The sequence below is a fragment of the uncultured Agrobacterium sp. genome (genome assembly GCF_913777885.1).
Taxonomy (GTDB): domain Bacteria; phylum Pseudomonadota; class Alphaproteobacteria; order Rhizobiales; family Rhizobiaceae; genus Agrobacterium.
This window is the reverse complement of record NZ_CAJYTV010000017.1, coordinates 1-25,525: the sequence shown is the minus strand read 5'-3', so window position 1 is coordinate 25,525 and position 25,525 is coordinate 1. Positions and strand designations below refer to the sequence as shown.

The window sequence follows — 25,525 nt, the reverse complement described above, 5'->3', positions numbered from 1 at the left end:
CGACAAGACATCCCATTTTCGCATGGGCATCCGCCCACACGAATCAAGTCTTGAGACAATACCGCCTCAGCAAATTTCCGGGAAGGGCGGGGCCAAAAAAGAAATCGCGGACTTTGTCAAGTCCGCGATACCTAGATGTGGTGTATTTGATGTGGATATTAACTATGAAATCAATATCTGTAGTGTTCTGCCTTGAACGGACCCGTCTTGGACACGCCGATATAATCTGCCTGCGTGTCGGAAAGTTCGGTCAGCTTCACGCCAAGCTTTTCGAGGTGGAGGCGCGCGACCTTCTCGTCGAGGTGCTTCGGCAGCACGTATACGTCGTTCTTGTACTCGCCCTGCTTGGTGAAGAGTTCAATTTGACCGAGCACCTGGTTGGTAAAGGAGGCCGACATGACGAAGGAGGGGTGACCGGTGGCATTACCGAGGTTCAGCAGGCGGCCTTCCGACAGAAGGATCATGCGGTTGCCCTTGGCGAACTCGATCATGTCGACCTGCGGCTTGATATTGGTCCACTTCAGGTTCTTCAGCGAAGCGACCTGAATTTCGTTATCGAAGTGACCGATATTGCCGACGATCGCCATGTCCTTCATCTCGCGCATATGCTCGATGCGGATGACGTCCTTGTTGCCGGTGGTGGTAATGAAAATGTCGGCGGAAGAAACGACGTCTTCCAGACGAACGACTTCAAAACCGTCCATGGCAGCCTGAAGCGCGCAGATCGGGTCGATTTCGGTGACCTTGACGCGGGCGCCGGCGCCCTGAAGCGAAGCAGCCGAACCCTTGCCGACATCGCCGTAACCGCAGACGACAGCAACCTTACCGGCCATCATGACGTCGGTTGCGCGACGGATGCCGTCAACCAGCGATTCCTTGCAGCCATACTTGTTATCGAACTTCGACTTGGTGACGCTGTCATTGACGTTAATTGCCGGGAAGGGGAGGAGACCCTTCTTGCTGAGGTCATAGAGACGATGAACGCCTGTCGTGGTTTCTTCGGTCACGCCCTTGATTGCGTCGCGCTGCTTGGTGAACCAGCCAGGCGAAGCCTGAAGACGCTTCTTGATCTGTGCGACAAGAATTTCTTCTTCTTCCGAGCCTGGGTTCGACAGAACGTCTTCGCCAGCTTCGGCGCGTGCACCGAGCAGGATGTACATGGTGGCGTCGCCGCCATCATCCAGGATCATGTTGGAGACGCCGCCGTCGGTCCACTGGAAAATCTTGTCGGTATATTCCCAATATTCGGTCAGGCTTTCACCCTTTACGGCAAAGACCGGAATGCCGGCAGCCGCGATCGCAGCGGCCGCGTGGTCCTGCGTCGAGAAGATGTTGCAGGATGCCCAACGAATATCGGCGCCCAGTTCCTTCAGAGTTTCGATCAGGACGGCGGTCTGGATCGTCATGTGCAGCGAGCCGGAGATGCGAGCGCCCTTGAGCGGCTTGCTCTGGCCAAATTCGCTGCGGCAAGCCATCAGGCCTGGCATTTCGGTTTCGGCGATGTCCAGTTCCTTGCGGCCGTAGTCGGCAAGGTTGATATCGGCGACGATGTAGTCCTTGTCAGCGCTCATAAAGATCTCCTGCTCAAAATTGGCAGGGAACCGTGCCGCTGCCTTGCAATTCAGGCTGCGTTTCTAACAGGCAAAGGCTCATCTGGCAATAATGATATAAAGAAGTCTTTATGTCTTTATATGATGGTTATCAAAGTTCTTCGCCGAATCGATCGGCAACCAGCGCCTCGAGTGCCGCGAGCGCCTGTTCTGCCTGATTGCCACTCGCTTCTACCAGCACCGTACAGCCAGGGCTTGCGGCCAGCATCATGAGACCCATGATGGAGGTGCCGCCCACCGTCATGCCATCCTTGGAGACGGTAATGGCGGCATCGAAGCCTTCCACCATCTGCACGAACTTCGCGGAGGCGCGGGCATGGAGGCCGCGCTTATTGACGATCAGCAATTCCCGCGAAAGTGAGGACATAGGCGCTCTTCTTTACTTGCCGCTGAGAACGCGGCTGGCGACGTTGATATATTTGCGACCGGCGTCCGAGGCTTCCTGCAAGGCCTTGTCCATATTGTCTTCGCTGCGCACACCGGCGAGCTTGATCAACATAGGCAGATTGACACCCGCGATGACCTCCACGCTTCCGCTGCTCATTACCGAGATGGCGAGGTTTGAAGGCGTTCCGCCGAACATGTCTGTGAGGATAATGACGCCGTTGCCGTCATTGGCGCGCGCTACGGCATCGATAATATCCTGCCGTCGCTGATCCATGTCGTCTTCGGGACCAATGCACACGGTCTCGATCAACTTCTGAGGACCGACCACATGCTCTACCGCGTGACGAAATTCCTCAGCCAGCTTGCCATGAGTGACAAGCACTAGTCCGATCATGAAATGCTCCCTTACACACGCACTTGCCACCTGGACTTACGTTTGGTGTGCCGCCGTATCGCAATGCCGCAAACCTGTCCATCGGTGGGACCACATCTTGATGAGGAAAATGGGAAGCGCAAGCCCCCAAATGAGGGATTCTCGTTCACTTTCCCTTTGCTTTGAACAGATTTTGAGCAAGTGCAGCAAATTTTCCATAGGGCATGATGCTGGAAATCGGAATCCGGAAGAGTGGTAGCCTGTTGCCGGTTGGCAGATCCAGCCACTCATTCTCCGGTGGCAGGCGAGGACTATCCGGGTGCAGAACGGTCGTTATCGCACAGTCCATCGTTGCCGACGGGATGCTGGCGAGTTCGATAATTCCGCTGCCGCGAAGTTCCAGAAGTCCTGCAATACTCTCCGGACGCGCGACCACCACACGGTCGTCTTTCGAAGAGAGCCAAAGCTGGTCGTCTGCGACGAGCGCTGTGGCGAGGCCACACCGTTTTGCCTCGGTCATGAAGCTGAAAGCAAGTTCGCTCTTGCCGCTGCCGGAAGGGCCGACGAAAAGCAGCCCGGTTCCATCGATCATGATGGCTGTTGCATGGTAATTGATGCGGTCAGCGTTCATTTGTGTGTGCTGCGGGCAGCGATAGCGTGAAGCGAGCGCCGGAGATTACACCATATTTGTCGATGATGTTTTCCGCCTTCAGCGTGCCGCCATGGGCTTCGGCAATCTGCCGGCTGATCGAAAGACCCAAACCCGAATTCTGACCAAAACCCTCGCTTGCTGGACGGTCGGTATAGAAGCGCTCGAAAATGCGGTCGATGTCTTCTGCCTGAATACCGGGACCATTGTCTTCGACGCGAACGAGGCAGCGATCCTTGTGCCGCAACAGATGGACGAAGATGCGCCCGCCATCCTGAGAGACGAAAGAGCGAGCGTTTTCTATCAGGTTGGTGACGATCTGGCCGAGGCGAAGATCGTGGCCATTGACGACGTAGCTCGTCTTCACGCCCGGCTTGTGGTCGACCACGTAGTCGATGGTGACGGCCTTCTTCTTGCTGGAGATCTGTCGCGAGATTTCCACAAGGCCGTTCAGCAGCACTTCGAGATCGACGGGCGAGGAGTCGGCGCGCGCCAGTTCCGCATCAAGACGCGATGCGTCTGAGATGTCGCTGATCAAGCGGTCCAGACGTCTAACGTCGTGGAAGATGATTTCTGTCAGGCGCTGCTTGGATTCGTCCGTCTTGGCACGGGGAAGTGTTTCGACCGCGCTGCGGAGCGATGTCAGCGGGTTCTTCAATTCATGGCTGACATCGGCGGCAAAACTCTCGATCGCGTCAATCCGGTCGTACAGCGCATTGGTCATCTCGCGAAGCGCAATAGAAAGGTTGCCGATTTCATCCTGACGGGCAGAGAAATCGGGGATCTCCTCGCGCGCTTTGGCGCCGCGACGCACGCGGATTGCGGCAGCCGAAAGACGGCGAAGCGGTGTCGCAATGGTAGAGGAGAGAAGGAGCGACAGAACGATGTTCACCAATGTCGCGATGCCAAAGACGCGCATGATCGCCAGTCGCTCGGCATGAACGATCTTGTCGATATCACCCGCCTGGGTGGACAGAAGCAGAACGCCAAGCACGGCGCGGAAGCGCTGCACCGGAACCGCCACCGAGACGATCAACTCGCCCTTTTCGGTGACGCGCACCACAGCGCCGCGAACGCCTGTCAGTGCATTCATCACTTCCGGATAGATTGAACCGTCGCCGCCTGGTGTTTCCTTATAAAGCGGCAGACTGCTGGGCTGCAGCATGCGATTGAAAAGGCTTGCAAACCATTCACCCCATGTCTGCGTTTCAGGCGTCACTGGCGGCAGGTCGTAGCGTAGCACCTGGCCACGCGAATAAAGATGGCGCGAATCGAGAAGCAGGTTCGCATCCGCATCGAAAAGGCGTGCGCGGGTACGGGTTGGCGAGATCAGCCGACGCAAAACCGGGGCAACACGCTCGGGATTGATCGGAAAGCTCAAGTCCTCGTCATTTGGCACCGGCGTGATGCTCTGTCCGGCCTGCAATTCGAGAAGCTTTTCCGGATTGATGGTGATCGAGTTGGTATCGACAGAGGCCGAAGCGGAAATCGCACCGGCGATGATTTCGCCCTGCGTCAGCAGGCTTTCGACACGGGCATCGATCAACCCTTCGCGAAATTGATTGAGGTAGAGAATGCCACCGACCAGAACCACGGTCGCCGCGACGTTGAAAAAGAGAATGCGGCGCGTCAGGCTGGAAAAGACTGCATTGCCGAAGATACGCCGGATGATCGTCAGCGGATGAATCCGGTGCCGCCGGCCGCTTTCACGGTCGTCGGCATCGGAGCTTTCCGATGCGCTATCCTGCGTCTTGTTCAACAATTGCGTTCCTCAGCCCGCTTTCGCGGAATCATCGTCCGGCTTTAGGCCGCTTCGCGGAAGCGATAGCCCACGCCGTAAAGCGTTTCAATCATGTCGAAATCGTTGTCGACCAGTTTGAACTTCTTGCGCAGACGCTTGATATGGCTGTCGATGGTTCGGTCGTCGACATAGACCTGCTCGTCATAGGCGGCATCCATCAGCGCGTCACGGCTTTTGACCACGCCCGGGCGTTGCGCCAGGGAATGCAGGATCAGGAACTCGGTCACGGTCAGCGTCACCGGCTCTCCCTTCCAGGTGCAGGTATGACGCTCCTGGTCCATGGCCAACTGTCCTCGTTCCAACGTTCTGGCTGCCTGATCGGCCGCAGTCTTCATCGGGCTTGCGCCCGGTACTGCCGCCTCGCGGCTGCTGGCGCGACGAAGGATCGCCTTGACCCGTTCCACCAGAAGACGCTGCGAGAAAGGCTTTGTGATGAAGTCGTCGGCGCCCATCTTGAGGCCGAAGAGCTCGTCGATTTCCTCATCCTTGGATGTGAGGAAGATCACCGGAAGGTCGGACTTCTGCCGAAGGCGGCGCAACAGTTCCATACCGTCCATGCGCGGCATCTTGATATCGAAGATCGCCAGCTGCGGCGGGCGTGCAATCAGCCCGTCGAGGGCGGAAGCGCCATCGGTGTACGTTTCGACCTTATAGCCTTCCGCTTCAAGCGCGATCGACACCGATGTCAGGATATTCCGGTCGTCGTCTACAAGCGCAATCGTCTGCATAAAGTTGGTCTCCATCGTCATTGCAATCTTTGCTCCCGACATTCACCCAGCCTAGGTTGTGCGCCGTGAACAAGTCTCATGAGTATAAAGGTGGAACAAATTGTGGCAAAGGCCAAGCCCTCAGAAAGCCCTGCTTTGCAGGAGGATTTTCTAGACTGCGTCAAGAGTCGGGATTTGCGAGCGGACTAAACCGATTTAAAAAGGAATAAAATCTTTTAAATCGATTAATATATTGAAATTATTAGATATTTTCGGAGTTGCGTCTTGCCAATTGTTTTTCTTGCGGGTAGCTTCACTGAAAATTTGAACGGCTCGCATTCAGAAAAAGGGAACGCGCCATGAAAGAACTCGGAGTACACAATCCAGAAAACGGTGTGGCTGCACTTGGTCTGGGCGAAGCCGCGGTCGTGCATTACAACCTCATCGAAAGTGAGCTGTACGAAGAATCGATCCGCAATGGCGAAGCGGATGTGACGGTGGATGGCGCCTTGCGCGCCGTGACCGGTCAACACACCGGCCGTTCGCCGAAAGACAAATTCGTGGTGCGCGATGCCCACACCGAAAACGCCATTTGGTGGGATAACAACAAGCCACTGTCACCTGAGCATTTCGAAATCCTGCACAAGGATATGCTCGCGCATGCAGCCGGCAAGACGCTCTACGTCCAGGACCTCGTTGGCGGTGCCGATGAAGGGAATGCGCTGCCGACCCGCGTCATCACCGAGCTTGCCTGGCACGGCCTCTTCATTCGCAACCTGCTGATCCGCCCGGCGCGCGAGAAGCTGGCCTCATTCAAGCAGAAGCTCACCATCATCAACTTGCCGAGCTTCAAGGCTGATCCGGCCCGCCATGGCGTGCGCACGGAAACGGTGATTGCCTGCGACCTGACCAAGGGCATCGTGCTCATCGGCGGCACGTCCTATGCCGGTGAAAACAAGAAGTCGGTCTTCACCGTCCTCAACTACCTGCTGCCTGCCAAGGGCGTGATGCCGATGCACTGCTCGGCCAATGTCGGCCCCGATGGCGATGCGGCTGTATTCTTCGGCCTGTCCGGCACCGGAAAGACCACACTGTCTGCCGATCCGGCCCGCACGCTCATCGGTGACGATGAGCACGGTTGGGGCGAAGATGGCATCTTCAATTTCGAAGGAGGCTGCTACGCCAAGGCGATCAAGCTTTCTGCTGAAGCAGAGCCTGAAATCTACGCTGCAACGCGTCGCTTCGGCACGGTTCTGGAAAACGTCGTTCTCGACGAAAACCGCGTTCCGGATTTCAACGACAATTCGCTGACGGAAAATACGCGTAGCGCTTATCCGCTGCACTTCATTCCCAACGCCTCGAAGACCGGCCTCGCCGGTCATCCTAAGACGATCATCATGCTGACGGCCGACGCCTTCGGCGTGCTGCCGCCGATCGCGCGTCTGACGCCGGAACAGGCCATGTACCACTTCCTCTCCGGCTACACCGCCAAGGTTGCCGGTACCGAAAAGGGCGTGACCGAGCCGGAAGCAACCTTCTCGACCTGCTTCGGCGCTCCCTTCATGCCGCGTCACCCGACGGAGTACGGCAACCTGCTGCGTGACCTCATCGCACAGCACGGTGTGGATTGCTGGCTGGTCAATACCGGCTGGACCGGTGGCGCCTATGGGATAGGCAAGCGCATGCCGATCAAGGCGACACGCGCCCTTCTGACCGCCGCCCTGACGGGCGAGCTGAAGAACGCACAGTTCCGCACGGACGCGCATTTCGGCTTCGCTGTGCCAACCTCGCTCGCAGGCATCGACAACAGCATTCTCGACCCACGTTCTACCTGGGCCGATGGCGCTGCCTACGACGCTCAGGCAAAGAAGTTGGTCAACATGTTCGTCACGAACTTCACCAAGTTCGAAGACCACGTTGACAGCACGGTGCGCGATGCTGCGCCTGGTCTTCTGGCTGCTGCCGAATAGGCGTTCGATCAATCTTCAAGAAAAGAAGCCCGGCCTCGCGCCGGGTTTTTTGTTTCAAGCTCCAATAAGATCGCTCTTGCAGGACTGACGGCGGTTTTCATTTTTACGCATCTGTGCCATCACGCCTGCCGGAGAATGATATGGCAAGCGCGCCCCTTTATATCAGCAGCAGAATAACGATTGCCGGATGGGAACTGACGGAGCAATTCGTGCTGGCGGGTGGGCCGGGCGGACAGAATGTCAACAAGGTCTCTACCGCCGTGCAATTGTTCTTCAACATCACGGCCTCGCCGGCGCTGTCGGACCGGATCAAGACCAATCTCGTCAAGCTCGGTGGACGGCGCGTCTCGAAAGAAGGTGTGCTGATGATCGAGGCCAGCCAGTTCCGCACCCAAGAGCGGAACCGGGAAGATGCGCGCGAGCGTTTGAAAGAACTGATCCTCAAGGCAGCCGAGCCGCCGCCGCCGCCACGAAAAGCCACCAAGCCGACAAAGGGCTCCGTCGAACGCAGGCTGAAAGCGAAATCAGGCCGGTCGGACGTCAAGAAGATGCGCGGCAAGCCGGGCCAGGACTAGCCATCGTACTCCGCCCTTGGAGTTACAGCTTTCTCAACGCCACCATGTCTATCAGATGGTTCTGGCCTTTTCGCAGGATCAGGTCGGCGCGTGGCCTTGTCGGCACGATATTCTCGCGCAGGTTTTTTAGGTTGATGTTTTCCCAGAGACCCTCGGCGATCGCCAGTGCCGCCGTTTCCGAAATCGAGGCATAGCGATTGAAGTAGGAAGTCGGGTCGCGGAAGGCCGTCTTGCGCAGGTTCATGAAACGGTTGACGTACCAGTTATGGATGATCGTCTCGTCCGCATCGATATAGATCGAGAAATCGAAGAAGTCAGACACCATCGGCACGATTCGCCCGCCGGCTGGCAGGTTGCGCGCCTGCAGCACGTTGATGCCTTCGAAAATCAGAATGTCCGGTCGGTCGACAGTGGTGAATTCGCTGGGCAGCACGTCATAGACGAGGTGTGAATAGCGCGGCGCCTGGACGTTCGGCTGGCCAGCCTTGATGGCGGAAAGGAAGCGTAAAAGCGCGCCGATGTCGTAGCTTTCCGGAAAGCCTTTGCGCTCCATCAGATTTTCGCGCCGCAACACCTCGTTCGGGTAAAGAAAGCCGTCCGTGGTGATCAGATCGACCTTTGGGCTGGAAGGCCAGCGCGCCAGAAGCTCTTTTAGAATACGCGCCGTGGTGGATTTTCCGACCGCCACAGAGCCCGCAATGCCGATGACGAAGGGCGTCTTGTTGACGTGTTCCATGTTGAGGAAGCGGTTGCGCTGCTCGAACAGCAGTTGCGACGCTTCCACATGGGATGAGAGCAGTCGCGAGAGCGACAGGTAGATCCGCCGAACCTCGTCGAGATCGATCGGGTCATCGAGCGATCGGAGTCGTTTCACCTCGTCGGCGGACAGCGTCAGGGGCGTATCGGCGCGAAACTTCGCCCACTCTTCCGAACTGAAGAAGTGATAGGGCGAATATTCATCCGGCCTGAAATGATCGAGCGTCGTTGGCATGCCTTGCTCCCCCCTGCGTGCCATCGTCGTCATGATTGAGGCCTTGACGCCTTTTCCTGCAATCCGGATTGACCTGTCCGTCTCTCCAACTCCGCAAAGACATCGGAGAGAGGGATATCGGCAATCTTGAGGACCACGAGAAGATGATAAAGCAGATCGGCTGCCTCGTCCGTCAGGTTCTTGCGATCCTGCGAGATCGCCGCGATCACCGTTTCGACCGCCTCTTCGCCGAGCTTCTTGGCGGCCTTGGCTTGCCCGGCGGCAAAAAGTTTGGCCGTCCAGGATTGATCAGGCGATGCGCTGGCGCGTTCGGCAACGATGCGCTCGAGATCGGAAAGGGAAAACCCGCTCATGCTGCTTGTCCTTTCAAAGATCAGTCGAGACGCATGGCAATGCCATGATCGGCCATATAGGCCTTGGCTTGCCCGATCGTATAGGTGCCGAAGTGGAAGATCGACGCTGCGAGAACCGCTGTCGCATGGCCTTCTTTCACGCCCGCGACCAGATCATCCAGATTTCCGACACCGCCGGAAGCGATCACCGGAACACGGACTTGATCGGCAATGGTGCGGGTCAGCGCGATGTCATAGCCGCTCTTCGTGCCGTCGCGGTCCATGGAGGTGATCAGCAATTCGCCGGCACCACGCTCCACCATCGTCACCGCAAATTCCACCGCATCGATGCCCGTCGGCTGGCGTCCACCATGGGTAAAGATTTCCCAGCGATCGGCTTCGTCGCTGGCCGACACCTTCTTGGCGTCGATGGAGACAACGATGCACTGATTGCCGAACTTGTCCGCCGCCTTTGCCACGAAATCCGGGTCTTTGACGGCTGCCGAATTGATCGACACTTTGTCGGCACCGCACAGCAGAAGCTTGCGAATATCGGAAACGGCACGAACGCCGCCCCCCACAGTCACCGGCATGAAGCAGTGATCGGCTGTACGCGAGACCACATCGAAAATGGTTTCGCGATTGTCAGAAGAGGCGGTGATGTCGAGAAAGCAAAGCTCGTCGGCACCGGCCGCATCATAGGCTTTCGCCGCCTCAACCGGATCACCGGCATCGATCAGATCGACGAAATTCACGCCTTTGACGACGCGACCGTCTTTGACATCAAGGCAGGGAATAATGCGTGCTTTCAAAGTCATGCCCGTGCTCCCTTGATCAGCGCCAATGCCTCTGTGGGATCGATACGCCCGTCATAAAGCGCTCGTCCCGAGATCGCACCTTCCAGCTTTGCGGCATCCGGCTCCAGCATACGCTTGATATCGTCCATCGAAGCAAGCCCGCCGGATGCGATCACGGGGATCGATACGGCATTGGCAAGCTCCAGCGTCGAGGCCCAGTTGATACCGGCCAGAATGCCGTCGCGGTCAATATCGGTGTAGATGATCGCGGCGACACCTGCCCCTTCGAAGCGCTTGGCAAGCTCGATCACACCAAGCTCAGAGGCTTCCGCCCAGCCTTCAACTGCAACCTTGCCCCCCTTGGCATCGATGCCGACGGCAACTTGGCCGGGGAAGCGCTTGCAGGCCTCCAGCACCAGAACCGGATCGCGCACCGCAACGGTGCCGAGGATGACGCGAGCAAGACCGCGGCTCAGCCAAGCCTCGATATGCTCCAAGGTGCGAATACCGCCACCCAGTTGCACCGGGTTCGTTGTGGACTTTAAAATCGCATCGACGGCCTCGCCATTGACGGTCTGTCCGGCAAAGGCGCCGTTCAGATCCACCACGTGCAGCCATTCGAAGCCCTGGTCCTCGAAGGCCTTGGCCTGAGCGCCGGGATCGGTGTTGTAGACGGTTGCCTGGTCCATATCGCCAAGTTTAAGGCGAACGCACTGGCCATCCTTGAGGTCGATTGCGGGAAAAAGGATCATGTCAGGGCTTCCAGCGCAGAAAATTCGAAATGAGGGCGAGACCGAGCGTCTGGCTCTTTTCCGGGTGGAACTGAGCGCCGGCCATATTGTCGCGACCCACGAATGCCGTCATTGCGCCGCCGTAGCTGGTGGTGGCGATGACGTCATCCCGGTTCTTCGCCGCCAGATGGTAGGAGTGGACGAAATAGGCGTGCAGCCCATCGGGTCCGGTCTTGATGCCATCGAAGAGCGGGTGAGGGCGGTGCAGCTCCAGCGTATTCCAGCCGATCTGCGGGATTTTCAGCGCGGGGTCCGACGGCGTCATCTCCACGACATCGCCTTCGATCCAGCCAAGCCCTTCGCTTACCGTCTTTTCCAGACCGCGCGACGACATGAGCTGCATACCTACGCAGATGCCGAGGAAGGGATGACCCTTCTTTTCCACCACATCGATCAGTGCTTCATGCATGCCTGTCACCGCGCTGAGGCCAGCGCGGCAATCGGCATAGGCGCCCACGCCCGGCAGCACGATGCGGTCTGCGGAGGCAACATGGTCTGGCTTGTCGGTCAGATCGATCGTTGCATCGATACCGGCTTCCCGCGCCGCTCGCTCGAAAGCCTTGGTCGCGGAACGGAGATTGCCGGAGCCATAATCGATAATTGCCACACGCATGTCAGCGCCTTCCATTCAAATCGAATTGGAACGAGCCCGCAGGATCGTTCGTCATGAAACCGCCCACCCGATCACGGGTCTTCCACTCAGGCTGCGACACCAATGTCGGTGTCTGGTCCTGTTCGGGCAGGTTCGAAAAATACATCTCTTCCGCCGTGGAGAGATCGTGCGCCACGATCACATCCTTCAGTGTCCATCCCTTGGCGATCAGATGGCGCTGAACCATGTTGCGGCCCTCGAATCCGGCTACAAATCCAACAGCGATGGCAAAGAGAGTGCCGATGATGCCGAAGCCGTCGAGGCGTGCAACCTGACCTGCTGCGATCTGCAGGACGACAATGGATATGGCGACCCACCACATGCGGTGGATGGCGAACCAGACCCAGGGGAACAACAGCGCAAGCCACGAAAATCTGTCGGCGATGAAGCGGGTGGTGCGGTGATCCCTGTCGGGTCCGCCCGGCGCTTCCAGAACCAGATAAGATGTCATTGGCGTTCCTGACGACGTTCGGAGCAGAGCCCTGTCGGGTGCTCTTCGGTTTTACCGGATCAGGCCAGCATGCCCTTTGTCGAAGGAATGCGGCCCGCCTGCCTGGGATCGATTTCTGTGGCGCTACGCAACACCCGCGCCACTGCCTTGAAGCACGTCTCGGCGATATGATGGTTGTTGGCACCATAATGGTTGAGAATATGCAGCGTGATCCCGGCATTCTGCGCCAGCGCCTGGAAGAATTCGCGCACTAGTTCGGTATCGAATGTGCCGATCTTGGGTGCGGAAAACTCAACGTTCCAAGCAAGGAAAGGTCGGCCGGAAATATCGACGGCAGCCTTCGTCATCGTTTCGTCCATGGCGAGATCGAGCGACGCGTAACGGGTGATGCCTTTACGGTCGCCAAGCGCCTTTGCGATCGCTTGGCCGATAGCAATGCCGGTATCTTCGACCGTGTGGTGATCGTCGATATGAAGATCGCCCTTCACGTCGATGTTCATGTCGATCAGCGAATGGCGGCTCAACTGGTCCAGCATATGGTCGAAAAAACCGACGCCCGTCGAAATTTTTGCCGTACCCGTTCCATCGATATTCACGCGGACCGAGACGGAGGTCTCATTGGTCTTGCGGGAAATCTCGGCTGTGCGCTCTGCCATTGCGGCTGCTCCTTGGACAATATCGCCGTTCCTTACCAGCCCGCACCTCAAATATCCAGTCATTCCATCGCCTTGTCGGCATCGCCCGAGCGCTACGATTAGGCAAGATTGCAATCGGCAAAACGGGACTTACATAAATTGCGAAAAGGACCGCCGCTTGTCAGCGGTTCGCGTGCTCTACATGCAAGGCCCGACTGGGCAGACAGGTGCTTTATGACAACAATCATTACAGTTCGAAAGGGCGGCAAGGTCGTCATGGCAGGCGACGGACAGGTTAGCCTCGGCCAGACGGTGATGAAGGGCAATGCCCGCAAGGTGCGCCGCATCGGCAAGGGCGAAGTGATCGCCGGTTTTGCCGGTGCCACCGCTGACGCCTTCACCCTTCTCGACCGGCTGGAAAAGAAGCTGGAGCAATATCCTGGCCAGTTGATGCGTGCAGCTGTCGAACTGGCAAAAGACTGGCGCACGGATAAATATCTGCGCAATCTCGAAGCCATGATGCTGGTGGCCGACAAGACGGTGACGCTTGCCATCACCGGCAATGGTGACGTGCTGGAACCTGAACATGGCGCCATCGCCATCGGGTCTGGCGGCAACTACGCCTTCGCCGCCGCCCGCGCCCTGATGGATTCGGAGAAGTCTGCGGAAGAAGTCGCTCGTCAGGCCCTCGATATCGCCGCCGATATCTGCGTCTACACGAACCATAATCTCGTCATCGAAACGCTGGACGCTGAGTAAGCGGACGCATCATCAACCCATGGTTCCTGCGGGCCGGGCCGTCACGGCTGGCCGCAACAGGAAGCCGAAAGGATCGACATGACCACTTTTTCTCCCCGGGAGATCGTCTCGGAACTCGACCGCTACATCATCGGCCAGCACGATGCCAAGCGCGCCGTCGCCATCGCCCTTCGTAACCGTTGGCGTCGCCAGCAGCTCGATGAGAGCCTGCGCGACGAAGTCATGCCAAAGAATATTCTGATGATCGGACCGACCGGTGTCGGCAAGACGGAGATCTCCCGTCGTCTGGCGAAGCTCGCCGGCGCGCCCTTCATCAAGGTCGAAGCGACGAAATTCACCGAAGTCGGCTATGTGGGTCGCGACGTGGAGCAGATCATCCGCGACCTGGTCGAGATCGGCATCGGTCTTGTGCGCGAAAAGATGCGCGCCGACGTTCAGGCCAAGGCCCATGCCAGCGCCGAGGAGCGCGTTCTCGACGCGCTTGTCGGCCAGACCGCATCACCTGCCACCCGTGACAGTTTCCGGAAGAAGCTGCGTGACGGAGAGCTGGACAAGAAGGAAATTGATATTGAGGTCGCCGATACCGGCTCCGGCATGCCCGGCTTCGAGATCCCAGGCATGCCGGGTGCCAACATAGGCGTGCTCAACCTGTCTGAAATGTTCGGCAAGGCCATGGGCGGTCGTACCAAGAAGGTCCGTACCACGGTGGAGAAATCCTATGCGGAACTCATCCGCGATGAGTCCGACAAGCTTCTGGACAATGAGCAGATCCAACGCGAAGCGGTCAAATCGGTGGAGAATGACGGTATCGTCTTTCTCGATGAAATCGACAAGATCGCAGCACGTGATGGCGGAATGGGTGCCGGCGTCTCCCGCGAAGGTGTGCAGCGCGACCTCCTGCCGCTTGTCGAAGGCACGACGGTCTCGACCAAGTATGGGCCGGTAAAAACCGACCATATCCTCTTCATCGCATCCGGCGCCTTCCATGTGGCTAAGCCCTCGGACCTGTTGCCGGAACTTCAGGGCCGCCTGCCGATCCGCGTGGAACTGAAGCCACTGACGAAGGAAGACTTCCGCCGTATCCTGACCGAGACCGAAGCCAGCCTGATCCGCCAGTACAAGGCGCTGATGGCGACTGAAGAACTCGATCTCGACTTCTCCGACGATGCAATCGACGCCTTGGCGGACGTGGCGGTCCACCTCAACTCGTCGGTCGAAAACATCGGTGCGCGCCGTCTGCAAACTGTGATGGAACGTGTTCTCGACGAGATTTCCTTCAATGCACCGGATCGCGGCGGCTCGTCGGTCAAGATCGACGATGCCTATGTGAAGGAGCATGTGGGCGATATCGCCGCCGATACAGATCTATCGCGCTACATTCTTTAAGGCAGACTCGAGAATAAGTTTCAAAAATCAGAGGGAGTGCGGCAAATCTTGCCGCACTCTTATTTTACCGGCCTTCTCTCGACATGTGGCATCGCTTTTCGTTAATGAATGTCGAAAGTCGATCCTCTGGATTACTCCGGCACCAAAGCCGGCAAGAGAAAAGGCATCCGCTCGTGCGTAAAACTCTTCTGGCATTGGCCGCTCTTCTGGCCATTGGCACTGTTCTTCCCTCCTACGCGGAGGCTGCCACCGTCGTGCCTCCGGGAAACCGCAATGCGGAACAGCCGAATGTTCCGGGTGCCTCCGCGCGTCGCACCAAGGGGTCGAACTCTACTTACGAGCGCAAGTATCAGAAGGTCTATGAGCTCCTGTCCGGTGACAAGCAGCTGATCGCCAAGATCAAATCGACGGCAAGCCGCTACGGTATCGATCCGATCCATATGGTCGGCGCGATCGTCGGCGAACATACCTACAACGTCGATGCCTATGACCGGCTGCAATCTTACTATGTGAAAGCGGCTTCATACGCCGGAAACAGCTTCCGTTTCGGCTATAAGGACGAAACGATCGCACAGTTTCTGACCCATTCGCAATTTTCCAAGTGTCAGTCGAAAAGCGATTCCTACAGCCTGTGGAACTGTCGTGAAGATGTCTGGGAGGCGAGCTTCCGCGGCAAGAAGGTCGATGGCGTCAGCTATCCCGATAATCGTTTTAGCGCGGTGTTCTTCCAGCCCTTCTATGCCGGACAGACGTTTGGCCTCGGCCAGATCAACCCTTTGACGGCCCTCATGCTTTCCGATTCGGTTGCTCGCACCTCCGGCTACGAGAAGCTGGATGAGAACGATGCCGCTGCCGTCTACACAGCCATCATGGATCCCGATCACTCGCTCGCCTATATGGCTGCCGCGATCCGCAAATCGATCGATGACTACAAGTCGATTGCCGACATGGATATTTCCAGAAACCCGGGGCTGACATCGACGCTGTACAACCTCGGCGGCTCGCAACAACGCGCCGCAGCGCTGGCGCAGAAAAATCGTCAGAGCGGCGGCACGGTATGGCCGGAAGAGAATTATTACGGTTGGCTGGTCAATGAAAAGCTGCCGGAACTGCAAAAGCTGTTGTGAGGGGAACAGGTTTGGCGAATTGTTTCCAATTTGGAAAAAATCTTTGATGCTGCGAAACGGTTGACGCGAGCCGGGTTCACCCTCCACTCTATGGACAATGACCATAGGGAGATATGTTGTGAGCCGCATCGAGCATAACGGACTGTCGTTCGACGAGACACTTTATCAGTTTTTGAAGGACGAAGTTCTGCCTGAAACCGGGCTGAACGCCGATGACTTCTTCAGTGGCTTTTCTGCCATCGTCCACGATCTGGCGCCGAAGAACAAAGCGCTGCTGGCAAAGCGCGATGCGTTTCAGGAAAAGCTGGACGACTGGTACCGCCAGAACGGCGCACCGTCCGATCTCGCCGACTATGAAGCCTATCTGCGCGAGATTGGCTACATTGTGCCGGAAGGCGCAGCCTTTAAGGTCGACACACAGAATGTCGATCCCGAAATCGCCGAGCTTGCCGGGCCGCAGCTTGTCGTACCCGTGATGAATGCACGTTATGCCTTGAACGCCGCCAATGCGCGATGGGGTTCGCTCTATGATGCGCTTTACGGCACGGACGCAATTGCCGAAGAGGACGGCGCCGAAAAGGGCAGGGGCTACAATCCTCGCCGTGGCGAAAAAGTCATCGCCTGGGCCCGTTCCTTCCTCGATGGTTCCGTTCCTCTTGCCAGCGGCAGCTGGGCAGATGTCAGCGGCCTCACCGTCGTCGATGGTGCTCTCACTGTCGCTCTGGATGGCCAGTCGACACCGCTTGCCGATCCGGCCCAGTTTGCCGGTTTCGACGGCGACGCGTCGCAGCCCTCCGTCATCCTGTTGAAGACCAACGGCATCCATATCGAAATCGTCATCGATCCCTCCACGGCCATCGGCAAGGATGATCGCGCCGGTATTTCCGACGTCATTCTGGAATCGGCGCTCACCACGATCATGGATTGCGAAGATTCCGTCGCCGCCGTCGATGCTGAGGACAAGCTCATCGTTTATCGCAACTGGCTTGGCCTGATGCGTGGCGACCTTACCGAAGAGGTGTCCAAGGGAGGCCAGACGTTCACCCGTCGCCTTAACCCGGATCGCAACTATACAGCGCCGGATGGTTCAGCGCTGACTCTCCCCGGGCGATCGCTGATGCTCGTGCGCAACGTCGGCCACCTGATGACGAACCCGGCCATTCTGGATCGTGATGGCAATGAGGTTCCGGAAGGTATGATGGATGCCGTCATCACAGGCCTGATTGCGCTTTACGATGTCGGCCCGAGTGGCCGCCACCAGAACTCGCGCGCTGGCTCCATGTATGTGGTCAAGCCCAAGATGCACGGCCCGGAGGAGGTTGCCTTCGCAGCCGATATCTTCACCCGGGTCGAACAGCTGGTCGGCATGCGGCCCAACACCATGAAAATGGGCATCATGGATGAGGAGCGCCGCACCACCGTCAACCTCAAGGAATGCATTCGTGCTGCCAAGGATAGGGTTGTCTTCATCAATACCGGCTTCCTCGATCGCACTGGAGATGAAATCCATACTTCGATGGAAGCTGGACCGATGATCCGCAAGGGCGACATGAAGCAGGCGGCCTGGATTGCCGCGTATGAGAACTGGAACGTCGATATCGGTCTCGAATGCGGCCTGTCCGGTCACGCGCAGATCGGCAAGGGCATGTGGGCCATGCCCGATCTCATGGCCGCGATGCTGGAGCAGAAGATCGCGCACCCCAAGGCCGGCGCCAACACCGCCTGGGTGCCGTCGCCAACCGCGGCGACGCTACACGCAACCCATTACCACAAGGTCGATGTCGCGCATGTGCAGGAAGGTTTAAAGAGCCGCAGCCGCGCCAAGCTTGCCGACATCCTCTCCGTGCCTGTCGCCGTTCGCCCCAACTGGACGACGGAGGAAATTCAGCGGGAACTGGACAACAATGCCCAGGGTATTCTGGGTTATGTCGTGCGCTGGGTGGATCAAGGGGTCGGCTGCTCCAAGGTGCCGGACATCAACAATATCGGCCTGATGGAAGACCGTGCGACGCTGCGCATCTCGGCACAGCACATGGCAAACTGGCTGCGCCACGGCGTCGTTTCGGAGGAGCAGATCGTTGAAACCATGAAGCGCATGGCGGCCATTGTCGATCAGCAGAATGCGGGCGATGCGGCCTACACGCCGATGGCCGGCAACTTCGATCATTCGGTCGCGTTCCAGGCTGCGGTCGAACTGGTGCTAAAGGGCAGGGCACAGCCGAACGGCTATACCGAGCCAGTCCTGCATCGGCGCCGTATCGAGCTAAAGGCAAAGCGGAGCGCATGAGCGCCCCATCCACCAGGTTTTGGTGGGCGCTTCCTCTAAACGGGAAACGTTTGGCCTGAAACGAAAAAAGCCGCCGGGACATTCCACGGCGGCTTTTTTCATAGGCATGTCCAGAGATTACTGGATAACGACAACCTTGGAGCTGCGGCCCGGACGGATGCGGCTGTAGAGATCGATCACGTCCTGGTTGATCATGCGAATGCAGCCGGAAGAAGCTGCGGTGCCGATCGACGCCCATTCAGGCGAACCATGGATACGGAACAGCGTATCCTGGCCTTGTTCGTTGAAGAGATACATGGCGCGCGCACCAAGCGGATTGCTGATGCCCGGACCCATGCCGTTTTCGACATACTTGGCCACTTCAGGCTTACGTGCAGCCATTTCCTTTGGCGGATGCCATGTCGGCCATTCCTGCTTCCAGGCCACATAGGCTTCACCTGCCCAGGCAAAGCCCTGCTTGCCGACGCCGATGCCATAACGCACAGCCTTGCCGCCTGGCAGGATGTAGTAGAGGAAGCGCTCGCGGGTATTGACGATGACCGTTCCGGGCTTTTCCGCCGTTTCATAGCTAACGATCTGGCGATGAAACTTCTTGTCAACGCGGTTGATCGGAATGGCTGGGAGGGCGTAACCGGCGTCCGTGGTCGCGCCGTAAACCTCGTCACCGAAGATCTGTGCCGTCTCAACCACAACAGGCGCTGCGACAGGGCGGGCAGAGGAGGTTTCAATCGTCGTGGACGCGCAACCGGCCAAGGCAAGGATGGACGACAGGCCGAGTGCAGTCATTGAAGTGCGAATGCGCATGGTGTTCTCGCGGAAAAATCGCTTATATAAGCGGTGCATGGAGCGATATTGGATAATCGGGTTATTTTCGATTACTCTAGGCTTTGCAAGCCATCGCACCGCAGCAAGACTACAGCTCGTGCGAAAATGCTGCTTCATGGTCTTTTTGCAACAATTTCATGGAGCGCTTTCCAGAATCGATCGATGACTATTCTTTCGTTTACAAATAAAAATCCGTTAATCGACGGTCGCCAATCTGAAAAAGCCATGCTTGTGCGCCGGGGCGTGCAGATATTGCTGAACGAGATGCGCCATTCCGTGTTGCCGGAACTTGCACTTTCCAGCGGCAGGCGGGCTGATCTGATCAGTCTGTCGGTCAAAGGAGAAATCTGGATCATCGAGATCAAATCCTCGATCGAGGATTTCAAGGTGGATCGCAAATGGCCGGACTACCGGCTGCATTGTGACCGGCTGTTCTTTGCTACCCATGCCGCGGTGCCGCTGGATATCTTTCCGCAAGAGTGCGGCCTGTTTCTTTCCGACGGTTACGGAGCCCACATGATCCGCGAAGCGCCGGAGCACAAGCTCGCTCCCGCCACGCGCAAATCCCTGATGCTGGATTTTTCCAGAACCGCAGCCCGACGCCTGATGATGGCGGAATGGTCTACCGGCACCAGCTATTCGGATTGATCCGTTACGGTCATTCTATTTAGGCGCCCGTTTGGCCAAAATGCGCTGCAGTGTACGGCGATGCATGTTCAGCCGCCTAGCCGTCTCCGAGACGTTTCGCTCGCACATTTCATAGACGCGCTGAATATGTTCCCAGCGAACCCTGTCGGCAGACATAGGGTTCTCCGGCACCTCCATCTTGTCGCCCTCGCGCTGGGTCAGCGCGTTGAAGACATCGTCGGCATCGGCGGGCTTCGCCAGATAGTCCAGTGCCCCGAGTTTCACCGCCGTCACGGCGGTCGCAATATTCCCGTAGCCTGTGAGAACGACGATCTGGGTGTCGTCGCGATGCTGGCGGATCGCCTCGATCACTTCCAATCCATTGCCATCACCCAAGCGCAGATCGACCACCGCATATTTCGGCGGCGCGCTTTTCGATTTCTCGATCCCTTCGCTGACCGATTCGGCGGTATCGACCACAAAGCCGCGGGCTTCCATCGCGCGCGCCAGACGGCGCAGGAACGGACCGTCATCATCAACCACCAGCAGCGATTTGTCCGGACCAATCGCATCCACGGCTGTTGCTGCCTCTGCCTGCTGGTTCTGTCCGTCATCCACCATGGTCGTTTCCTTCGGTCGTTTTATTATCTTTGGTTGGTGCCTCTTGGGCGATCATACGCTTCATGCGCTACAAGCGTAAGAGTTTCCTAACAAACTCCAAGATCACCGACTGTTACTATCCTCCATAACCGATCGCGGCCAGATAACGGTGACCCTCGCCCCTGCGGCATTTGGTCCACGGTTTTCGAATGTCAGCCCCGCACCGGAGCGTTCAAGCAGCGTCTTGGCGATGAAAAGCCCAAGCCCAAGTCCGCCTGCGGTCGTGTCGTTTTGCCGATTTGTCACATAAGGATCGCCGATCCGCGCGAGAATATCCGGCGAATAGCCATCGCCATCATCTTCGATCATCACCTTCACCTGATGCTGATCATGCGACACGGTGACAGTGACCATATCCTTGGCGTAATCGACCGCATTTTCCAGCAGGTTTCCCAGCCCGTAGAGAATCCCGGCATTGCGGGCGCCTATCGGCTCACCGGCGCGCCCTGATTTTTCCACCAGCTTCAGTTTGACCCCGAATTCCCGGTGCGGCGCCATCACCTCTTCGATCAGCGACGACAGCGGAAGCCGGCGAATATGTTCTTCGCCCTCGGCGGAGAGCGATGTCAGCCGGCGTAGAATGTCGCGGCATCGCTCGCTCTGGCTGCGCAGCAAAGCCACATCCTCGCTAAAGCGTTCGTCCTTGCCCAGTTCGCGTTCCATTTCCTTGGCTACAACGCTGATCGTCGCAAGCGGTGTTCCCAACTCATGGGCCGCCGCGGCAGCGAGCCCATCGAGTTGCGACAGATGTTTCTCTCGTTCCAGAACCAGCTCGGTCGCGGCCAGCGCGTCGGCAAGCTGGTTGGCTTCATGGGAGACGCGATAGGCATAGAAGGCGGCAAACAACATCATCGCCACGATCGAACACCAGATGCCGACATGGATGATAAGCTGGATCGGCAGTTCCTCACCCGGATACCAGGGAACGGGAAATGGCGAAAATGCGATCGCTGTGGCGCAGACAAGCGCGAAGAACAGCAACACGAGAGAATGTTTCAGCGGCTGGGAGGCAAAGGCGATGATGACCTGTACGCAGATCAGCGGCGCAAACGGGTTCGACAGACCGCCGGTAATGTAGATCAGCGCCGTCAACTGCAGCAAGTCGAAGGCCAGCAACAGCGTCGCCTCCCACGGCTCGAGGCGGTAGGTCGCCGGAAAGCGTGCGGACAGAAACAGATTGGCCGTTGCAAGGGCGGCAATAAGGAGCGCGCAGGTGAGAAGCGGCAGGGGGAAGCCAAGAACCAATGCCACGAGCAGGATCGTGGCGCTCTGTCCGGCAACCGCAAGCCACCGCAACCAGACGATGGTCTGCAGGCGTATTTGACGGCTGGCACGGCCGAAACGTGTCGTTTCTACGGGCTGCTTTGCCATCGGTCCCTCTTCGTCATGTCATGTGCCGCGCGGCTTGGCGCGGTGCGTGGGTTGTGCGGATGCTGGATCTTCGGGCCAGGGGTGGCGTGGATAACGCCCGCGCATGTCTGCGCGCACGTCCTTCCAGGAGCCAGCCCAGAAGCCGGGCAGATCCCGCGTGGTCTGTATCGGCCTGAGCGCTGGCGAGGTCAATTCTAGGAGAAGTGGCAATTTCCCCCCGGCTACAGTCGGGTGCTCTTTCAAGCCAAAGAGTTCTTGTACACGGATGGTCAGCGTCGGCTCCTCACCATCATATTGAATGGGATGCTTTTGGCCTGTTGGCGCTTCGAAATGAGTCGGCAGCAGTTTGCCAAGCTGGCGCAGTTCCTCATGCGGCACTAGCGAGCGCAATCCTTCGATGATGTTGCCGCCACTGATGTCATGGGTTGCCTTGGCATCGTGCTGGAACGGCACGAACCATTCGTCCAGTCTGTCGATCAGTGCTGCGTCGCTCATGTCCGGCCAGGGCGCGCCAACGCTGCGGTAAAGGAAGCCCAGGCGATGGCGCAGCTGCTGCGCCTCCTTCGAAAAGGCCACAATATCGAGACCATGCTCACGAATGCCATTTGCCAGCGCTTGCGCGGCCTTTTCGCCGGTGGGACGCGCAAGAGGTGTTTCGTCCAGGATAATGGCGCCGATACGCGAGACGCGCCGGGCGCGCACCTGTCCGCTCGGCTTGTCGAAGAAAAGCTGGTCTTCCTTGACGATTGCCTCGGGTAGAAATGCCTCCACGTCTCTAAGGCCGATCGACGCCGCGGCCAGAATTCTCGGTCGTGCGGCGCGGCCGACAATATCGGCAACCACCAGCATCTTCTCCGCCGCCAGCCGTTCCGTCTCTTCCAGCTCTCCACCCCGGCCATTGGCCATGACATAGCGACCGCGCGCGCCCCGTTGAAACGCGATGCGGTCCGGAAAGGCATACAACAGAAGCTGCCCCGCCGTTAAGGTCGTTGCTGCAGTGGCCCTTTTGCCGGGAAGCGAAGAGGCGAGCCGTCTTGCCAACCCCTTGGCGGCCATTGCCCGCTCAGACTTTTCGCCTTTGAATCGACGAAGCCGCTCTTCGAGATCGATATCGTTGCCGCCAAGTCCCTGCTCTGTGAGCAGAACGGCAAGCAGCGATGCGTCTTCGCCGCATCCTTGCTCACCCGCTGCGATCACCATCGCCGCGAGGCGAGGGGGCAACGCCATGTCGCGCATCAGCTTTCCGCGTGCGATGATTGCACCGGATTGATCGAGGGCGCCGAGGCCAAACAGCAGCGCATTCGCTTCTTTCAACGTGGCCGATGGCGGCTGATCGAGAAACATCAGGCTTGCAGGGTCGCTGATACCCCAATGGGCAAGATCGAGCGCGAAGCCGGAGAGATCGCTTGCCAAAATCTGTGGTGGCGTGAAGGCTGGCAGTGCTGCCGTCTGTCCCGCATGCCATAGGCGGATCGCGATGCCTGGCTCCGTTCGCCCGGCACGACCCGCGCGTTGTTCGGCAGAGGCGCGCGACACCTTCACCGTTTCCAGCCGGCTCATGCCGGTCGAAGGCTCGAACACCGGAAGCCGTTGCAGCCCGCTATCGATCACGATCCGCACACCATCGATGGTGATCGACGTCTCGGCAATCGAGGTTGCCAGCACGATCTTGCGCTTGCCTTTTTCCGTCGGCTTGATCGCTGCGTCCTGCTCCTTCTGGGAGAGATTGCCGTAAAGCGGAATTACCTGCGTTTGTGGATCGAAGCGACCCTCAAGCCTCTCGGCTGTCCGCTTGATTTCCGCCTGCCCCGGAAGAAAGGCAAGGATCGAGCCTTCCTCCGCGTCGTGCGCGTCGATGATGGCCCGCGCAGCCTTGTCTTCGATCCGCTCCTGTCCTGTCCTGTCTTCATAGCGAATATCGACCGGAAAGCTGCGACCGAGACTGGTGACCACCGGAGCATCATCGAGAAGCGCGCTGATCCGATCCGCATCCAGCGTCGCGGACATCACGAGAATGCGCAGGTCGTCCCGCAGTCCGGCTTGTACGTCGAGAGCCAGTGCCAGACCGAAGTCGCCATCGAGCGAACGTTCATGAAACTCGTCGAAGATGACGGCAGAGATACCGCTGAGTTCTGGATCATCCAGCACCATCCGCGCGAAAACACCTTCCGTTACCACCTCGATCCTCGTTCTTTCCGAAACTCGGTTGTCGAGGCGCATGCGATAGCCGACAGTTTCGCCCACTTCCTCCTTGAGTAATGAGGCCATCCGGCTCGCCGCGGCCCGCGCTGCAAGCCGTCGTGGCTCAAGCAGGATGATCTTGCCGTCGCTAAGCCAGGACTGGTCGAGAAGGTAAAGCGGCACCAGCGTGGTCTTGCCGGCTCCAGGCGGTGCGCAAAGAATGGCCCTCCCGGCCCGGTGCAACTTATCTCCAAGTTCCGCAAGCACCTCCGTGACAGGAAGGGTGCTTGCGTTTTGCAGTGCCGCTTTGATGATAGGTGTCATGACATCAATTGGTCCGTAGCGTCACGCTCTCATAGGCGAGAATGGCACCGGCCAGATCTTCAAGTGCTGCACCCACCGATTTGAAAAGCGTGATCTCGTTATCGTTCTCGCGGCCCTTGTGACGCCCCGAAACGAGATCGGCAAGCTCTGCCTTGATGTCCTGTCGCTGGAGCACACCTGCTTCGAGGGGCTGCACGATGTCGCCGCCCTCCTTGAGCGCGCCATCGAAGGTGTCGACAAATACGCTCGCACGCCGGATCGTCTCATCGTCGCTTTCGCGCATGGACGGCTTGAAGGCGCCGACGAGATCGAGATGCGCGCCGGGCTTCAGCCACTCGCCCATGATCAATGGCTCGCTGGAAAGTGTAGCGCAGGAGACAATATCGGCGTTTCGCACACCAGCTTCTAGATCGGCGCATGCAAAGGCGTTCAGGCCCATCTGGCGTGCCTCAGCCGCTGCCTTCTCCGCGGAGGCGACGTTTCGTCCCCATACATGGAACGTAGATATCTGTCGCACCGTCGCGTGCGCCTGCATGAGGTTGAGCGACAGCCTGCCAGTCCCGACCATCAGCATGGATGACGCATCGCGCCGCGCAAGGTACTTTGCTGCCAGAGCGGATGTCGCGGCTGTGCGCCGTGCCGTCAGCTCGCCACCTTCGACCGCAGCCAGCATCTCGCCGGTCTTGCCAGAGGAAAGGAGATAGGTCCCGAAGATCGCTGGAAGCGTGCGTGTGCTGTTATCCGGAAAGACCGAAAGGATCTTCACGCCCATATAGGAGCCAGGCACCCATGCGGGCATCATGAGAAGTGTCGCATCACGCTCACCCGGGACAGTGACCTCATGATGATGGCGCGCCGGCATCTCACAGCCGCCACGGAACATGGTTTCGATCGCATCGATCAGCTGCGGCCACGCCAAAGCGTTGCGCGTTTCGTCCTCATTCAGAACCAGCATGGACTTCTCCCTCGTCTCTTATGCCTCGAACTTAGCATGCCAAGCGGATCAGGAAAGAGACAGGTGATTTGCAGAATTCAAAACAAGCCCTGCAAGGGTGTTTGGGATGCCCTCGAACAAAATATCTCGAAAAACGCCATTAATTACGTGCACTTACGGAAAAACGACAGATTTATGAAAAACGTCTGTTGACTTGTTTGGGGGTGTTCTCTTATAAGTCCGCTCACTGACGAGGGCGGCGGCGCTGCTGGCGACGAAGTCCTTTGTTCTAGAGAAAATCGGAAAAGATGAGCTAATGCTTG

25 protein-coding genes are annotated in these 25,525 nt (G+C 58.1%); 7 read left to right on the top strand and 18 right to left on the bottom strand.

Translation table 11 applies throughout. The annotated features are described in order from the left end of the window. Positions 1–170: 170 nt before the first annotated feature. From ahcY to chvI, 6 genes are all read right to left on the bottom strand, one after another. Positions 171–1,571 carry an adenosylhomocysteinase gene (gene ahcY, locus QZ869_RS15355; protein WP_296105767.1) on the bottom strand — a complete coding sequence of 467 codons (1,401 nt, stop codon included), beginning with the start codon at positions 1,569–1,571 and terminating at the stop codon, positions 171–173. Positions 1,572–1,701: 130 nt separating this feature from the next. Next, positions 1,702–1,977 carry an HPr family phosphocarrier protein gene (locus QZ869_RS15350; protein ID WP_296016080.1) on the bottom strand — a complete coding sequence of 92 codons (276 nt, stop codon included), beginning with the start codon at positions 1,975–1,977 and terminating at the stop codon, positions 1,702–1,704. A 12-nt stretch (positions 1,978–1,989) separates the two neighbouring features. Continuing rightward, on the bottom strand, positions 1,990–2,391 hold the full coding sequence (locus QZ869_RS15345) for a PTS sugar transporter subunit IIA (RefSeq protein ID WP_296016078.1): 402 nt from the start codon (positions 2,389–2,391) through the stop codon (positions 1,990–1,992). A gap of 145 nt (positions 2,392–2,536) precedes the next feature. Continuing rightward, on the bottom strand, positions 2,537–3,001 hold the full coding sequence (locus QZ869_RS15340) for an HPr kinase/phosphorylase (RefSeq protein ID WP_296098676.1): 465 nt from the start codon (positions 2,999–3,001) through the stop codon (positions 2,537–2,539). Next, positions 2,991–4,781 (bottom strand): sensor histidine kinase, encoded by a 1,791-nt coding sequence (locus tag QZ869_RS15335; protein WP_296075116.1) that lies wholly within the window; start codon positions 4,779–4,781, stop codon positions 2,991–2,993. Before QZ869_RS15335 ends, QZ869_RS15340 begins: the two co-directional genes overlap by 11 nt. A gap of 41 nt (positions 4,782–4,822) precedes the next feature. After that, a complete protein-coding gene (chvI, locus tag QZ869_RS15330) occupies positions 4,823–5,548 on the bottom strand; it encodes a two-component system response regulator ChvI (protein WP_296016191.1) in 726 nt (241 codons plus the stop codon). Positions 5,549–5,886: 338 nt separating this feature from the next. On the opposite strand from chvI, the gene QZ869_RS15325 reads away from it, so the two are divergent. Both QZ869_RS15325 and arfB read left to right on the top strand, forming a co-directional pair. Beyond that, a complete protein-coding gene (locus QZ869_RS15325; protein ID WP_296075114.1) occupies positions 5,887–7,497 on the top strand; it encodes a phosphoenolpyruvate carboxykinase in 1,611 nt (536 codons plus the stop codon). Between the two features lie 140 nt (positions 7,498–7,637). After that, on the top strand, positions 7,638–8,072 hold the full coding sequence (gene arfB / locus QZ869_RS15320) for an alternative ribosome rescue aminoacyl-tRNA hydrolase ArfB (protein WP_296016068.1): 435 nt from the start codon (positions 7,638–7,640) through the stop codon (positions 8,070–8,072). A gap of 22 nt (positions 8,073–8,094) precedes the next feature. Here arfB and coaA read toward each other — a convergent pair whose 3' ends face one another. From coaA to hisB, 7 genes are read right to left on the bottom strand one after another with little or no spacing between them, the layout of a single operon-like run. Further along, complete coding sequence (gene coaA, locus QZ869_RS15315; RefSeq protein ID WP_200944046.1) at positions 8,095–9,087, bottom strand: type I pantothenate kinase; 993 nt, start codon at positions 9,085–9,087, stop codon at positions 8,095–8,097. A 5-nt stretch (positions 9,088–9,092) separates the two neighbouring features. Beyond that, positions 9,093–9,416 carry a phosphoribosyl-ATP diphosphatase gene (locus QZ869_RS15310; protein ID WP_062444624.1) on the bottom strand — a complete coding sequence of 108 codons (324 nt, stop codon included), beginning with the start codon at positions 9,414–9,416 and terminating at the stop codon, positions 9,093–9,095. Positions 9,417–9,436: 20 nt separating this feature from the next. Beyond that, positions 9,437–10,213 (bottom strand): imidazole glycerol phosphate synthase subunit HisF, encoded by a 777-nt coding sequence (gene hisF / locus QZ869_RS15305; protein WP_296035037.1) that lies wholly within the window; start codon positions 10,211–10,213, stop codon positions 9,437–9,439. Further along, positions 10,210–10,944, bottom strand: a complete 735-nt coding sequence (gene hisA / locus QZ869_RS15300; protein ID WP_296035039.1) for a 1-(5-phosphoribosyl)-5-[(5-phosphoribosylamino)methylideneamino]imidazole-4-carboxamide isomerase — start codon at positions 10,942–10,944, stop codon at positions 10,210–10,212. The genes hisF and hisA overlap by 4 nt, the downstream gene beginning before the upstream one ends. Before the next feature lies 1 nt (position 10,945). Continuing rightward, entirely contained in the window at positions 10,946–11,596 is a 651-nt protein-coding gene (hisH, locus tag QZ869_RS15295) for an imidazole glycerol phosphate synthase subunit HisH (RefSeq protein ID WP_296075119.1), read from the bottom strand. 1 nt (position 11,597) lies between these two features. Continuing rightward, on the bottom strand, positions 11,598–12,086 hold the full coding sequence (locus QZ869_RS15290) for a DUF2628 domain-containing protein (RefSeq protein WP_296105765.1): 489 nt from the start codon (positions 12,084–12,086) through the stop codon (positions 11,598–11,600). Between the two features lie 59 nt (positions 12,087–12,145). Continuing rightward, complete coding sequence (hisB, locus tag QZ869_RS15285; RefSeq protein WP_296105764.1) at positions 12,146–12,742, bottom strand: imidazoleglycerol-phosphate dehydratase HisB; 597 nt, start codon at positions 12,740–12,742, stop codon at positions 12,146–12,148. 213 nt (positions 12,743–12,955) lie between these two features. On the opposite strand from hisB, the gene hslV reads away from it, so the two are divergent. The 4 genes from hslV to QZ869_RS15265 all read left to right on the top strand — a co-directional run bounded on the left by hslV (position 12,956) and on the right by QZ869_RS15265 (position 18,280). Further along, on the top strand, positions 12,956–13,480 hold the full coding sequence (gene hslV / locus QZ869_RS15280) for an ATP-dependent protease subunit HslV (RefSeq protein WP_296081050.1): 525 nt from the start codon (positions 12,956–12,958) through the stop codon (positions 13,478–13,480). 78 nt (positions 13,481–13,558) lie between these two features. Next, positions 13,559–14,866, top strand: a complete 1,308-nt coding sequence (gene hslU, locus QZ869_RS15275) for an ATP-dependent protease ATPase subunit HslU (protein ID WP_296035047.1) — start codon at positions 13,559–13,561, stop codon at positions 14,864–14,866. A gap of 173 nt (positions 14,867–15,039) precedes the next feature. Continuing rightward, entirely contained in the window at positions 15,040–15,993 is a 954-nt protein-coding gene (locus QZ869_RS15270; RefSeq protein ID WP_296105762.1) for a DUF1402 family protein, read from the top strand. 118 nt (positions 15,994–16,111) lie between these two features. Next, complete coding sequence (locus tag QZ869_RS15265) at positions 16,112–18,280, top strand: malate synthase G (protein ID WP_296105760.1); 2,169 nt, start codon at positions 16,112–16,114, stop codon at positions 18,278–18,280. Positions 18,281–18,397: 117 nt separating this feature from the next. Here QZ869_RS15265 and QZ869_RS15260 read toward each other — a convergent pair whose 3' ends face one another. Beyond that, a complete protein-coding gene (locus QZ869_RS15260) occupies positions 18,398–19,084 on the bottom strand; it encodes a L,D-transpeptidase (protein WP_296105758.1) in 687 nt (228 codons plus the stop codon). Positions 19,085–19,267: 183 nt separating this feature from the next. On the opposite strand from QZ869_RS15260, the gene QZ869_RS15255 reads away from it, so the two are divergent. Then, positions 19,268–19,753 (top strand): MmcB family DNA repair protein, encoded by a 486-nt coding sequence (locus QZ869_RS15255; RefSeq protein WP_296105755.1) that lies wholly within the window; start codon positions 19,268–19,270, stop codon positions 19,751–19,753. Between the two features lie 15 nt (positions 19,754–19,768). Here the strand turns inward: QZ869_RS15255 and QZ869_RS15250 are convergent, their stop codons facing one another. The 4 genes from QZ869_RS15250 to QZ869_RS15235 form a co-directional block, all read right to left on the bottom strand. Beyond that, positions 19,769–20,353, bottom strand: coding sequence for an ActR/PrrA/RegA family redox response regulator transcription factor (locus QZ869_RS15250; RefSeq protein WP_296014007.1), 585 nt, complete (start codon positions 20,351–20,353; stop codon positions 19,769–19,771). Between the two features lie 102 nt (positions 20,354–20,455). After that, on the bottom strand, positions 20,456–21,763 hold the full coding sequence (locus tag QZ869_RS15245; RefSeq protein WP_296105753.1) for an ActS/PrrB/RegB family redox-sensitive histidine kinase: 1,308 nt from the start codon (positions 21,761–21,763) through the stop codon (positions 20,456–20,458). 18 nt (positions 21,764–21,781) lie between these two features. Continuing rightward, a complete protein-coding gene (gene hrpB / locus QZ869_RS15240; protein ID WP_296105751.1) occupies positions 21,782–24,268 on the bottom strand; it encodes an ATP-dependent helicase HrpB in 2,487 nt (828 codons plus the stop codon). A 4-nt stretch (positions 24,269–24,272) separates the two neighbouring features. Beyond that, entirely contained in the window at positions 24,273–25,223 is a 951-nt protein-coding gene (locus QZ869_RS15235) for an ornithine cyclodeaminase family protein (protein WP_296014012.1), read from the bottom strand. Positions 25,224–25,525 lie beyond the last annotated feature (302 nt).

Coding starts and splice junctions, on each gene's coding strand:
- QZ869_RS15245 (WP_296105753.1), bottom strand. CDS start 21,763: ATGGCAAAGCAGCCCGTAGAAACGACACGTTTCGGCCGTGCCAGCCGT.
- QZ869_RS15250 (WP_296014007.1), bottom strand. CDS start 20,353: ATGGTGGATGACGGACAGAACCAGCAGGCAGAGGCAGCAACAGCCGTG.
- QZ869_RS15325 (WP_296075114.1), top strand. CDS start 5,887: ATGAAAGAACTCGGAGTACACAATCCAGAAAACGGTGTGGCTGCACTT.
- QZ869_RS15340 (WP_296098676.1), bottom strand. CDS start 3,001: ATGAACGCTGACCGCATCAATTACCATGCAACAGCCATCATGATCGAT.
- hisB (WP_296105764.1), bottom strand. CDS start 12,742: ATGGCAGAGCGCACAGCCGAGATTTCCCGCAAGACCAATGAGACCTCC.
- ahcY (WP_296105767.1), bottom strand. CDS start 1,571: ATGAGCGCTGACAAGGACTACATCGTCGCCGATATCAACCTTGCCGAC.
- hslU (WP_296035047.1), top strand. CDS start 13,559: ATGACCACTTTTTCTCCCCGGGAGATCGTCTCGGAACTCGACCGCTAC.
- chvI (WP_296016191.1), bottom strand. CDS start 5,548: ATGCAGACGATTGCGCTTGTAGACGACGACCGGAATATCCTGACATCG.
- QZ869_RS15345 (WP_296016078.1), bottom strand. CDS start 2,391: ATGATCGGACTAGTGCTTGTCACTCATGGCAAGCTGGCTGAGGAATTT.
- hisH (WP_296075119.1), bottom strand. CDS start 11,596: ATGCGTGTGGCAATTATCGATTATGGCTCCGGCAATCTCCGTTCCGCG.
- QZ869_RS15235 (WP_296014012.1), bottom strand. CDS start 25,223: ATGCTGGTTCTGAATGAGGACGAAACGCGCAACGCTTTGGCGTGGCCG.
- QZ869_RS15350 (WP_296016080.1), bottom strand. CDS start 1,977: ATGTCCTCACTTTCGCGGGAATTGCTGATCGTCAATAAGCGCGGCCTC.
- hrpB (WP_296105751.1), bottom strand. CDS start 24,268: ATGACACCTATCATCAAAGCGGCACTGCAAAACGCAAGCACCCTTCCT.
- hslV (WP_296081050.1), top strand. CDS start 12,956: ATGACAACAATCATTACAGTTCGAAAGGGCGGCAAGGTCGTCATGGCA.
- hisA (WP_296035039.1), bottom strand. CDS start 10,944: ATGATCCTTTTTCCCGCAATCGACCTCAAGGATGGCCAGTGCGTTCGC.
- QZ869_RS15310 (WP_062444624.1), bottom strand. CDS start 9,416: ATGAGCGGGTTTTCCCTTTCCGATCTCGAGCGCATCGTTGCCGAACGC.
- QZ869_RS15255 (WP_296105755.1), top strand. CDS start 19,268: ATGACTATTCTTTCGTTTACAAATAAAAATCCGTTAATCGACGGTCGC.
- arfB (WP_296016068.1), top strand. CDS start 7,638: ATGGCAAGCGCGCCCCTTTATATCAGCAGCAGAATAACGATTGCCGGA.
- hisF (WP_296035037.1), bottom strand. CDS start 10,213: ATGACTTTGAAAGCACGCATTATTCCCTGCCTTGATGTCAAAGACGGT.
- QZ869_RS15290 (WP_296105765.1), bottom strand. CDS start 12,086: ATGACATCTTATCTGGTTCTGGAAGCGCCGGGCGGACCCGACAGGGAT.
- coaA (WP_200944046.1), bottom strand. CDS start 9,087: ATGGCACGCAGGGGGGAGCAAGGCATGCCAACGACGCTCGATCATTTC.
- QZ869_RS15260 (WP_296105758.1), bottom strand. CDS start 19,084: ATGCGCATTCGCACTTCAATGACTGCACTCGGCCTGTCGTCCATCCTT.